This is a genomic window from Ruegeria sp. AD9, assembly GCF_056542305.1.
The window spans coordinates 25,800-36,981 of the sequence record NZ_JBQFZP010000023.1; the positions used below are offsets into that span (position 1 = coordinate 25,800).

Below are 11,182 nucleotides of genomic sequence, written 5' to 3' on the forward strand. Positions count from 1 at the left end.
AAACAAGGTACTTGTCCCGCGGCAGGGGGTAGGAAGTGAAGGGTAGGATGTAGCCCTGCGAAAATCCTACTGCCCTCTGACCTCGCGCACCCATGCGATGATGGTTTGTCGCGCTTCCACGTCCATTTGAACCGCTGAGGGCGGCGGCATGGCATGGCTGATTCCGGCCTGCAGGTAAATCTGGTCGGCGTGCCGGGCAACATCGCCGGGTGTTTCAAGATAAACCTTCTTGGGGGCCCAATTCATGGTGCCATAAACCGGCTCGCGGGCATGGCACATCGAGCAGTTGCCCAGCACAGTGTCATAGGCTTCTTCAAACCCCGCAGCCGACGCAAATTTTTCTTCGTAAGATGTCAGCGCCCTTGCTTCGGCGTCTTCCCATGTTTCGCCGGTTCTGACAGAAGACAGCCATGCGATCACGATCATGAGGATGACAGTGACACCCCAGGTCCAGTGCGGCCCTTTCCCGGTCGCGTGCATCGTGTTGAAGTAGTGGCGGATGGTCACGCCGGTCAGGAAGATCAGGCTGGCGATGATCCATGAAAACTGGGTGCCAAAGGCCAGAGGATAATGGTTTGACAGCATCAGGAACACAACGGGCAACGTCAGGTAGTTGTTGTGCGTCGACCGCACCTTGGCGATCTTTCCATATTTGGCATCCGGCGTCCGACCCGCCTTGAGGTCTTCCACCACGATCCGCTGGTTGGGCATGATCTGGAAGAACACATTGGCCGTCATGATGGTTGCAGTGAACGCACCCAGGTGCAAAAGCGCGGCACGACCGGTAAAAATCTGATTGTAACCCCAGGACATAGCCACCAGAATCACGAACAGCAACAGCATCAGCGCGGTGGGTTGCTCACTCAGGCGCGACTTGCACATCTGGTCGTAAAGCAGCCAGCCGATGGTCAGTGACCCGCCAGAGATCAATATCCCCTGCCACAAAGCCAGATCCGCTTTGGTCGGATCAAGCAGGAACAACTCGCCCCCGACCCAATATATGATCATGAGCAAGGCCGCACCCGAAAGCCATGTCGTATAGCTCTGCCATTTGTGCCAGGTCAGGTGCTCGGGCATACGCGCGGGTGCGACCAGATATTTGACGGTGTGATAGAACCCGCCCCCGTGCACCTCCCACTCCTCGCCATAGGCCCCTTCTGGCAAGGCAGGGTTCGGCTTAAGCATAAGGTCGAGCGCGATAAAATAGAATGACGCGCCGATCCACGCCATCGCCGTGATCACATGCAGCCAGCGGACGGAAAAGGCCATCCACTCCCACAAAACAGCCAGGTCATACATGGCGTTGCTCCTACATATCCAAGTTCTTCGGCACTCTAGGTGATAGAGTTTTCATCGGGTATTGCTACGAAAGATCAAGCAGTATCAAAAATAACAATACAATGTCAGTCTACAGGATCACGCGGCGCAACGCTCAGCTTCCGCGATAGGTCGCGTAGCTGAAAGGCGAAAGTAGTAGCGGAACATGATAATGGGCGTGTTCGGACATTCCGAACCGGATCGGAATCAAGTCCAGAAAACGCGGGCTTTCAGGCGGCACGCCACTGGCGTCGAGGTATTCGCCCGCATGAAACACCAATTCGTATTCGCCTGTTGAAAACTCGGCTTCGGGAAGGATTTGTTCATCGGTGCGACCGTCTTCGTTGGTGAGCAGAGTTTTCAGCAACGCGCGGTCTGTTCCGTTGATCCGGAACAACTCGATCTTCATCCCATTGGCAGGGCAGCCCCGTGCCGTATCCAGGACATGTGTTGTAAGGTAACCGGCCATTTGCACCTCTCGCTAAGCATCGCTGTTACTATTGCAATACCCTTGCGGCAGGCAAAGGCAGTCTGTCAAAAGACTGCTTACAGTATTTTTTGAAAAACATAGGTGATTGTTTGGGTTATTCGTCTTTTCACCAAGAGGGAAATTGATGTGACGCGGTATCCACGAGACATGACCGGCTATGGCCGGCAAGTGCCAAACGCAAACTGGCCAAACGGGGCCAAAATCGCAGTTCAGATTGTGCTGAACTATGAAGAAGGCGGCGAAAACAACGTTTTGCACGGGGATGCCGCATCCGAGGCGTTTCTTTCCGAAATCACCGGTGCGGCCCCTTGGCCCGGGCAAAGGCACTGGAACATGGAATCCATCTACGAATACGGCAGCCGCGCCGGATTCTGGCGGGTGCATCGGCTTTTACAGGACCTTCCTGTTACGGTTTATGGCGTTGCCACAGCATTGGCCCGTGCACCGGCGCAGGTTGCGGCGATGAAGGCCGCAGGCTGGGAGATTGCCAGCCATGGCCTGAAATGGGTTGAGCACAAGGACATGGATGCGGAAGAAGAACGCGCCCAGATCCGTGAAGCGATCCGGCTTCATGCCGAGGTTGTGGGCAAACCACCGCGTGGCTGGTACACGGGCCGCTGTTCGATGAACACGGTCGATCTGGCCGCCGCCGAAGGCGAGCTGGCCTATATTGCCGACAGCTATGCCGACGATTTGCCTTATTGGGTCAAGGCTGGTGGCAAGGATCAGTTGATCGTGCCTTACACAATGGATTGCAACGATATGCGGTTTGCAATTCAGGCGGGCTATACCAACGGCGAACAGTTTGAAAGCTATCTCAAAGACAGCTTCGACATGCTCTACGCCGAAGGCCAAGCGGGCGAGCCGAAGATGCTTTCGATCGGACTGCATTGCCGTCTCATCGGCCGCCCTGGTCGCGCCATGGCCCTGAAACGCGCACTCGACCACTTCAAGAAACATGACGGGGTCTGGTTTGCCACCCGCGAACAAATCGCTGATCACTGGGCGCAAACGCATCCGCCAAGCCAACGGCTGACCCCGTCGGAAATGGACCGGCCAAATTTTGTTGCTGAATTTGGCGGTGTGTTCGAACACAGCCCGTGGATTGCCCAAGCGGCCTTTGATCTGGAGCTGGGCCCCACACATGACAATGCCGCAGGTGTTCACAACGCGCTGGCGCGCGTATTCCGTTCCGCCACAACCGAGCAGCGGCTTGGCGTCCTGACAGCCCACCCTGATTTGGCAGGCAAACTTGCTGCTGCGGGACGTCTGACCAAGGAAAGCACGGCAGAACAGGCTGGGGCAGGTCTGGACATGCTGACAGATGAAGAGCGTGTGACCTTCACGGCCTTGAACGACGCCTACACGACCAAGTTCGGCTTTCCTTTCATCATTGCGGTCAAGGACAACACCAAAGCAAGCATTCTGGAGGCTTTTCACCGTCGGATAGACAGTGACCGAGACACCGAATTCGCTGAGGCCTGCCGTCAGGTCGAACGGATTGCCGAGTTGCGGTTGATCGAGAAATTCGCGCAATGACATCCACGCTGAAACTCCGGCCACTGACCGCCGAGGCCTTTGCGCTGTTCGGCGATGTCATCGAGGTGTCTGGGGCGGTGGACAAATACATCAATCAGGGAAAATGCGCACGATACCATGATCGCGCCCAGCTGGATTTCCATGAGGGGCGCGCAGGGATCAGCGTTTTCCAATCCCGGGCCTTCAACCTGCCTATCAAACTTGAAATGGTCGAGCGCCACCCCGACGGCAGCCAGGCCTTTCTGCCGCTTTCAGATAAACCCTTTGTCGTTGTTGTGGCGCCCGACAACGCGGGTGTGCCGGGTGAGCCTGTTGCATTCATCACCGCGCCCGGACAGGGCGTGAATTATCGCCGGAACACCTGGCACGGGGTTCTGACACCGCTTCATCCCCCTGGGTTGTTCGCCGTGGTCGACCGAATAGGAAACGGGCCAAACCTTGAGGAGTATTGGTTCCAGAACGCCTACACGATCACTGAATAGGGGACATTGCCGGAAGAGGGGCCGGCCCACGTAGTTTTTTGGGAGGAAAAACGCGATGTCAGATGCAACTTTAGGGACGCCGGAGCAGCTCCGTGACCCGAACTACACCCCGCCAATGCTGAAGGCGGTTCCTTTGGGAATTCAGCACGTGCTGGCGATGTTCGTTTCCAACGTCACGCCAGCGATCATCGTTTGCGGTGCGGCGGGTTTCGGGTTTGGTTCGAACAGCCCCGATTTCCCGCAGATGATTTACATGATCCAGATGTCGATGTTCTTTGCGGGTGTTGCGACACTGTTCCAGACCATTGGGCTGGGGCCTGTTGGTGCCCGCCTGCCAATCGTGCAGGGGACGTCATTTGCCTTTATTCCGATCATGATCCCGTTGGTGGTTGGAAAGGGCGTTGATGCGATTGCCGTATTGATGGGTGGTATAGTCGTTGGCGGCCTGTTTCATGCCAGCCTTGGGTTGTTCATTGGCCGTATTCGCTTTGCGCTTCCGCCCTTGGTTACCGGTCTTGTTGTCACCATGATCGGGCTTGCGCTTGTCAAAGTCGGCATCCAGTACGCGGCAGGCGGTGTACCCGCCATCGGTACCGAAGAGTACGGCTCTGGTCTGAACTGGCTCATGGCCGGAACTGTGATTGTTGTTACTTTGGGCCTGAAGTTTTTTGCCCGTGGTATGCTGTCGGTGTCGGCGGTTCTGATTGGCCTGTTGGTCGGCTACGTGGTGGCATTCGCACTGGGTCAGGTGAATTTGGGCAATGTCGGGCGCGCGTCTCCGTTTGCCATGCCGAACCCGTTTCACTTCGGTATCGAGTTTTCATTCGCGGCGATCATCGGGTTCTGTGCGATGTCTTTCGTGTCGGCTGTTGAAACGGTCGGGGATGTGTCCGGTATTACCAAAGGGGGCGCGGGACGCGAGGCAACCGACAAGGAAATTCAGGGCGCGACTTTTGCCGATGGTCTTGGAACTGCTGTATCAGGCATCTTTGGGGCCCTGCCGAACACGTCGTTCAGTCAGAATGTCGGCCTGATCGCGATGACCGGCGTCATGAGCCGCACGGTCGTAACCATAGGTGCCCTGTTCCTGATCATATGCGGGCTTATTCCCAAGATCGGCGCGGTGATCTCGTCCGTTCCGATCGAGGTTCTGGGCGGCGGTGTGATCGTGATGTTCGGTATGGTGGTTGCAGCTGGTGTCTCGATGCTGTCGGACGTGACGTGGAACCGCCGCAACATGGTGATCTTTGCGATTTCACTCAGCCTGGGTCTGGGCTTGCAATTAGAGCCCGGCGCTTTACAGCATCTGCCCGGAACTCTCAAAGTTCTGGCGACATCCGGGATATTGCCTGCTGCTATCATTGCCATTGTCTTGAATCTGGTTCTGCCCGAAGAGCTTTCGGATGAAGCGACGGAAGAGGTGTCCGGTGGAATGGCAGGCCACGGGTTGGGCTCTATCAAACAGGACGATCACGTCTGACCGGTTCGGCCCGGAATTGTAGATGAAAAAGCGGCGCACGTAGTGCGCCGCTTTTTGGTTTCAGGCCTGGCAGGCTTGGCCCATCGCTCACATAAGAAACGCGTATTTCGACGCGACGCTTAGGCGACCACACGGGGATGCCATCAGAAATCGACCTCAATCGCGATGCCTTTCTGTACGGCCAGCTCGACAACAGACGCAGCAACCGCCAGATCCTGAAGACCTACGCCAGTGCCATCGAACAACGTGATCTGATCGTCTGATGTCCGGCCCGGGTTCGTTCCGTTGATGACCGCACCCAACTGGACCAGGTCACTTTCCCTGATCAGGCCCTGTGCCACGGCGTGTTGAGCCTCGCCAATCGAAATCGACTGTGCGATTTCATCTGTGAATACAGATGCTTTGGCCAGCAACGCCGCCTCGACTTCCTGCTTGCCCTTGGTGTCCGTTCCCATGCACGCGATATGCGTTCCAGGGCTGACATGGTTTGCCATCAGCGATGGCGCAAAAGCCGAGGTGATCGAGATTATGACATCCGCTTCGGTCATGCCATCAAGTTCGACCGCTTCAAACGGAACACCGGCTTCACTGGCGACCTTTTCAATGTTGGGCAGCATCTCGGGGTGGTAGTTCCAGCCAAGGACCTTTTCAAAGGTGTGGGTCTCCAGCGCCGAGCGTAGCTGAAAGGTTGCCTGATGCCCGGCCCCGATCATACCGATCACCCGCGCGCCCGCACGGGCAAGGTGCTTGATAGATACAGAAGAGGCAGCTGCAGTGCGCAAGGCCGTCAAAAGGTTGCCGCCAACCATCGCCGACGGTTTCCCGGTGTCAGGGTCAAAAAGAAAAACAGTGGATTGGTGATTGATCAACCCGCGCTTTTCCAGGTTGTTCGGCCAATACCCCCCGGCCTTCAGGCCCAGTGTCAGCCCGGCGCGATCAAACCCGCCTTTAAAGCCGTACAGAGCGTCCTCATGCCCGATGGCTTCGCGCACGACAGGAAAGTTGTAGGCGTCCCCTGCGGCCATAGAGGCAAAGACCTGTTCGACGGCTTCAAAGGCCGCGTCGCGGGTCATGAGGTTGGCGATTTCGCGCTCGGGTACGATCAGCATGTCATTCTCCATTCAAAATTCGTGCGCCCGTGCGTTTCACCGACAAAAAGCGGGCGCGCACGGGCGACTGTCCGGCCATGTTTGGCCGAAAGCTTATTCTTTGAGCAATCAGGCTCAGTACGCGCGGCCGCGGGCTGACACTGGCCACACGCATTCGACCTTGCCATTCCGGACGCCCACATACCAATCATGTACGTTTGCGGTTGGGTCACAGTGCCCCGGCACCAACTTTAGCTTGTCATTGACCTTGAGCGCCCCGCTCGGATCCATCACGACGCCATGTTCATCCGAGCATTTGATGTATTCGACATCGTCACGCCCGAAAACAACAGGCAGACCGCTATCCACGGACTGCGCCTTGAGGCCCGCATCGACGATTGCCTTGTCAGCCTTGGCATGGCTCATGACGCTGGTCAGGATGAAGAATGCGTTTTCCCATTCGCCCTGGTCGATCCGGTTGCCGTTCTCGTCCAGGATGCGACCGTAATCGGCATCCATGAACGCATAAGACCCGCATTGCAGCTCATTATACACGCCCGAGTTGGATTCGAAGTAGTATGACCCAGTACCACCGCCCGAGACCAGCTCGCACTCGATACCCTCGGCTTTAAGGCCGTCTACTGCGTCTTTGACCATCGCGATAGCGGTATCCAGTTTCTCCTTGCGTGCCTCATAGCTGTCGAGGTGTTGCATTGCGCCCTGATAGGCCTGAATTCCGCTGAACTTCAGGTTGTCAGCAGCCTCAACCGCCTTGGCGATTTCAATCACTTCGGGTGTCGTTGTGACCCCGCACCGACCTGCGCCGCAATCGATTTCCACGAAGACTTCCAGCTGTGTTCCATGCCGGACTGCCGCCGCCGAAAGGTCAGCGACGTTTTCCAGATCGTCGACACATACAATAATGCGGCTGCCCAGTTTTGGCAGGCGTGCGAGGCGGTCAATTTTGGCCGGGTCACGCACCTGGTTCGAAACCAGAACGTCCTTGATCCCACCGCGAACGAACACTTCGGCCTCGGAAACTTTCTGGCAGCAGACACCGACGGCACCACCGATTTTCTCTTGCAGCTTGGCCACGTCGACCGACTTGTGCATCTTACCATGCACGCGGTGACGCATCCCGTGCGCCTTGGCATAATCGCCCATCTTCCTGATATTGCGCTCAAGCGCGTCGAGATCCAAAATCAGGCTGGGTGTCTGGATATCTGCTTCGTCCATGCCAGGCTTGGCCGGAATGTCGTAACCTACTTCGAACTGGTCGAGAGTGCTCATATCTTTCATCTCCGTAATCCTATACCGGGATTGTTTTTTGTTGGGGTATATTCAGGCGTTCATCCAGGGCAGCCGGTCCAGATCGACATTGCCACCTGTAACAATCAGTCCGACACGCTTGCCCTTGAAGGCGTCCGGGTTCTTGAGAACCGTGGCCAGCGGAACGGCCGAAGATGGCTCCATCACAATCCGCAGGTGCTTCCATGTCAGTTTCATCGCATCGATGATCTCCTGCTCGGAGGCAGTGTAAATTTCTGAAACGTGGTTCGATACGAAATGCCAGGTGAGATCCTTCAGCGGAACCAGCAACCCGTCAGCAATAGTCTTTGGAGCATCATCCGCGATGATATGACCGGCCTTGAAGCTGCGATAGGCGTCGTCTGCCTGTTCGGGTTCTGCCGCGATGACCGCTGTTTCTGGGGCCAGATTGGACAGGGTCAAACAGGTTCCAGACACCATGCCACCACCGCCGATTGGCGCAACGACTGCGTCCAGACCGTCGGTCTGCTCGATAAACTCTCGCGAACAGGTGCCTTGCCCGGCGATGACCCGAGGATCGTTGTAGGGATGAACAAAGTCACCGCCCGTAGCCGCCTGAACCTCGGCAAATGTCGCTTCGCGCGACGAGGTGGAGGGTTCGCATTCTGTAATCTTCCCTCCATAACGGCGGACCGTATCCTTCTTTGCCTGCGGCGCTGTCCGCGGCATGACCACGTTGCAGGGAATGCCCCGTTTCATCGCCGCAAAAGACAGGCACGAGGCGTGATTGCCCGAAGAATGGGTGGCGACACCTTTTTCAGCCTGTTTCTCATCCAGCCCAAAAACCGCATTCGCAGCACCTCGTACTTTGAAAGCGCCCGGTTCCTGAAAGTTTTCGCATTTGAAGAACAGCTGCGCGCCTGACAGTTCATTGAGAAAGTCCGATGTTCGCACCGGGGTGCGGCGGATATAGGGTTTGATCCGGTCATGCGCCGCAAGCATGTCTTCATAGGTTGGGATATACATTGTGCAATCCTTCATCATGCCGCGTTCTTCTGAACGGAACCGGGATGGCCGCGATAGTATTCCTGTGCGGCGGCAACTCCGGACCCCAGGTCGATGTTCAGTCCCAGGTCAACCATGCACATCTCGGCAGTGGCGATCCCGGACAGAGCCATGACATCCGTCAGGCAGCCCAGATGCCCGATCCGGAACACCTTGCCCGCGACCTCACCAAGGCCCACGCCAAAGGCAACGCCGTATTTTTCAGCTGCGTGCGTGACAATATCCGTCGCGTTGAAGCCGTTCGGCGTACGGATTGCGCTTACGGTATCGGAATAGACCGCCGGGCTGCTGGCACAAAGCTCCAGCCCCCACGCCCCCACAGCGGCACGGACCCCTTCCGCAATCCGGTGGTGCCGGGCAAAAACGTTCTCCAGACCTTCACTCAGCAACATAGAGCAGGCTTGATTGAGGCCATTCATCAACCCGACAGCGGGTGTATAGGGGTAAGCATTGTTGGCGTATCCCTTGGTCATGTCCCGGACGTCAAAGAATGTGCGGGGCAGAGTGCCGGTTTTGGTTGCTTCCATCGCTTTCCGGCTGAAACCGACGATGGCAAGGCCAGCGGGTAACATGAAACCCTTCTGCGACCCCGTAACGGCAACATCCACGCCCCATTCATCAAACCGGAAATCCATCGACGCGATTGATGAGACACCATCAACAAACAGCAGGGCCGGGTGTTGCGCGGCAGTCAGCGCCTTGCGCACAGCAGCGATATCCGACTTCACGCCAGTTGCCGTCTCGTTATGCGTGGCTAGAACAACCTTGATCTCATGGCTTTTGTCGGCGGCAAGGATTTCTTCGTACCTGTCAGCCGGCAGCCCATCGCCCCACGGGGTTTCGACGATCTCAACATTCAGCCCATGGCGCTGGCACATATCGATCCATCGATGGCTGAACATGCCGTTGCGGGCCGCCAGAACCTTGTCTCCGGCGGACAGCGTATTGGTCAGGGCGGTTTCCCAGCCCCCGGTTCCGGTCGACGGGAAAATGAAGACTTCGGCGCTGTCGCTTTTCAGAATGTCCCGCACGCCCGCGCGCGCAGGATGCAGGATTTGCCCGAACAATGGCGAACGATGGTCGATCGTGGGCATATCGCAGGCTTTGCGCAGGCTTTCCGGGATGTTCGTCGGGCCCGGGATGAAAACGGGGTTCTGAAAGCTCATGGATGGTCTCCTTCCGTCCTTGCCAGCACAATAAGTTTCATCAACCCGATTGGAAATTTTTTTGAAAACGCATTTCAGAATTCGTGGTAAGAGATTTAACTTATAGTTGTCAGCGGGTTATATTTTTCATACCCTGAAATAGTCTTTCATAAATGATCAGAGGGTTTTTATGGAATCGCAAGACAATGACCCGAAACTCCGTCGCAAAGCCCGGGGAAGACCGCGGGGGTGGGACGACAAAACCGCGCAGAATACGATCAAATCACTGGATCGGGCGATGGAGGTTTTCGAATATCTGAGCCAGGCGCAAGGCAAAGCTCTTACTGAACTTTCAGATGAAATGCGTCAGGCACCGGCCACCGTTTATCGCATCCTCGTGACGTTACAGGGCAGGGGTCTGGTCGAGTTCGACCATGAAGAACAGGTTTGGCACATTGGCCCGCAGGCGTTTGTGATCGGCTCGCGGTTTTTGCGTCGTACCAGTCTGGTGGAACGGGCAAGGCCGATCATGCGCAAATTGATGGAAACCACGGGTGAAACCGCCAATCTGGGAATTGAGAAAGAAGGTCTGGTGCTGTTCCTGAGCCAGGTTGAAACACATGAAAGTATCCGGGCGTTTTTTCCGCCCGGTACATTGTCACCCATGCACGCGTCGGGCATCGGAAAAGCGTTATTGGCCCACATGGACGAAGACAGATTGAACCGAAGGTTGGCCTCAGCGAATTTACAGGCTTTTACGGATCAGTCGATTACCGGCGCTGAGGCGTTGAAGAAAGATCTTGCAGCAATCAGATTGCGGGGTTTCTCCGTGGATAACGAAGAAAAGACTACGGGTATGCGATGCATTGCAGCACCCGTTTTCGATATCAACAGAGAGGCGGTCGCCGGGCTTTCAGTGTCCGGGCCAACCAGTCGCGTCGGAGCGACCGAAATTGAACAGCTGAGCCGCCCGGTGATGGAAGCAGCGCGCCAGTTAACGCTGGCTATTGGTGGGACAGTTTTGCCACCGCAACCCTAAGGCTTTGCCGCCAGATTGCGGCGAACGCTGACCCCGGATCCGCTTGCCGCGCCACAACACCAACGCGCTGAGACGCGCATTGTGCACAGACAAACTCAACAGCAGAACAGGCGTGACCCTTACCGGTTATCTGATTTTCAGCTCCCCTATTACTGTGCGACTTTTTGTTTGTGTTTATTGAACTGTTGGTCGAAGAGGTTTTTGAAGGGGCCGTTTTTCTGCATGAGTTGGTCGAGGTTTCCCTGTTCGGCGATAGCGCCGTCCTGGA

The 11,182-nt window shown here is 56.4% G+C and carries 10 protein-coding genes; 4 read left to right on the forward strand and 6 right to left on the reverse strand.

Annotation, left to right across the window (positions count from 1 at the left end):
* Window positions 1–66: 66 nt before the first annotated feature.
* Window positions 67–1,299 (reverse strand): urate hydroxylase PuuD, encoded by a 1,233-nt coding sequence (locus ACR0AM_RS19940; RefSeq protein ID WP_480521250.1) that lies wholly within the window; start codon window positions 1,297–1,299, stop codon window positions 67–69.
* A 133-nt stretch (window positions 1,300–1,432) separates the two neighbouring features.
* Entirely contained in the window at window positions 1,433–1,786 is a 354-nt protein-coding gene (gene uraH / locus ACR0AM_RS19945) for a hydroxyisourate hydrolase (RefSeq protein WP_480496112.1), read from the reverse strand.
* Between the two features lie 147 nt (window positions 1,787–1,933).
* On the opposite strand from uraH, the gene puuE reads away from it, so the two are divergent.
* The 3 genes from puuE to ACR0AM_RS19960 are packed head-to-tail and all read left to right on the forward strand — an operon-like array spanning window position 1,934 to window position 5,308.
* The gene (gene puuE, locus ACR0AM_RS19950) at window positions 1,934–3,346 is read left to right on the forward strand and encodes an allantoinase PuuE (protein ID WP_480623820.1); all 1,413 of its coding nucleotides are present in this window, start codon (window positions 1,934–1,936) and stop codon (window positions 3,344–3,346) included.
* Complete coding sequence (locus tag ACR0AM_RS19955; RefSeq protein WP_480623821.1) at window positions 3,343–3,828, forward strand: ureidoglycolate lyase; 486 nt, start codon at window positions 3,343–3,345, stop codon at window positions 3,826–3,828. The genes puuE and ACR0AM_RS19955 overlap by 4 nt, the downstream gene beginning before the upstream one ends.
* A 55-nt stretch (window positions 3,829–3,883) precedes the next feature.
* Window positions 3,884–5,308, forward strand: a complete 1,425-nt coding sequence (locus ACR0AM_RS19960; RefSeq protein ID WP_480623822.1) for a uracil-xanthine permease family protein — start codon at window positions 3,884–3,886, stop codon at window positions 5,306–5,308.
* A 143-nt stretch (window positions 5,309–5,451) separates the two neighbouring features.
* Here ACR0AM_RS19960 and bhcD read toward each other — a convergent pair whose 3' ends face one another.
* From bhcD to bhcA, 4 genes are all read right to left on the reverse strand, one after another.
* Complete coding sequence (gene bhcD / locus ACR0AM_RS19965; RefSeq protein ID WP_480496106.1) at window positions 5,452–6,417, reverse strand: iminosuccinate reductase BhcD; 966 nt, start codon at window positions 6,415–6,417, stop codon at window positions 5,452–5,454.
* Between the two features lie 114 nt (window positions 6,418–6,531).
* Window positions 6,532–7,695 (reverse strand): 3-hydroxy-D-aspartate aldolase BhcC, encoded by a 1,164-nt coding sequence (gene bhcC, locus ACR0AM_RS19970; RefSeq protein ID WP_267366574.1) that lies wholly within the window; start codon window positions 7,693–7,695, stop codon window positions 6,532–6,534.
* Window positions 7,696–7,737: 42 nt separating this feature from the next.
* Complete coding sequence (gene bhcB, locus ACR0AM_RS19975; protein WP_480559119.1) at window positions 7,738–8,706, reverse strand: beta-hydroxyaspartate dehydratase BhcB; 969 nt, start codon at window positions 8,704–8,706, stop codon at window positions 7,738–7,740.
* Window positions 8,706–9,896 carry an L-aspartate--glyoxylate aminotransferase BhcA gene (bhcA, locus tag ACR0AM_RS19980; protein ID WP_480623823.1) on the reverse strand — a complete coding sequence of 397 codons (1,191 nt, stop codon included), beginning with the start codon at window positions 9,894–9,896 and terminating at the stop codon, window positions 8,706–8,708. The genes bhcB and bhcA overlap by 1 nt, the downstream gene beginning before the upstream one ends.
* A 169-nt stretch (window positions 9,897–10,065) precedes the next feature.
* On the opposite strand from bhcA, the gene bhcR reads away from it, so the two are divergent.
* Complete coding sequence (gene bhcR / locus ACR0AM_RS19985) at window positions 10,066–10,914, forward strand: HTH-type transcriptional regulator BhcR (protein WP_480623824.1); 849 nt, start codon at window positions 10,066–10,068, stop codon at window positions 10,912–10,914.
* Window positions 10,915–11,182: the final 268 nt, after the last annotated feature.

Bases quoted from the DNA above. Each gene is read 5' to 3' on its own strand.
- ACR0AM_RS19940 (WP_480521250.1), bottom strand. From the start codon at position 1,299: ATGTATGACCTGGCTGTTTTGTGGGAGTGGATGGCCTTTTCCGTCCGC.
- uraH (WP_480496112.1), bottom strand. From the start codon at position 1,786: ATGGCCGGTTACCTTACAACACATGTCCTGGATACGGCACGGGGCTGC.
- ACR0AM_RS19955 (WP_480623821.1), top strand. From the start codon at position 3,343: ATGACATCCACGCTGAAACTCCGGCCACTGACCGCCGAGGCCTTTGCG.
- ACR0AM_RS19960 (WP_480623822.1), top strand. From the start codon at position 3,884: ATGTCAGATGCAACTTTAGGGACGCCGGAGCAGCTCCGTGACCCGAAC.
- bhcD (WP_480496106.1), bottom strand. From the start codon at position 6,417: ATGCTGATCGTACCCGAGCGCGAAATCGCCAACCTCATGACCCGCGAC.
- bhcC (WP_267366574.1), bottom strand. From the start codon at position 7,695: ATGAAAGATATGAGCACTCTCGACCAGTTCGAAGTAGGTTACGACATT.
- bhcB (WP_480559119.1), bottom strand. From the start codon at position 8,706: ATGAAGGATTGCACAATGTATATCCCAACCTATGAAGACATGCTTGCG.
- bhcA (WP_480623823.1), bottom strand. From the start codon at position 9,896: ATGAGCTTTCAGAACCCCGTTTTCATCCCGGGCCCGACGAACATCCCG.
- bhcR (WP_480623824.1), top strand. From the start codon at position 10,066: ATGGAATCGCAAGACAATGACCCGAAACTCCGTCGCAAAGCCCGGGGA.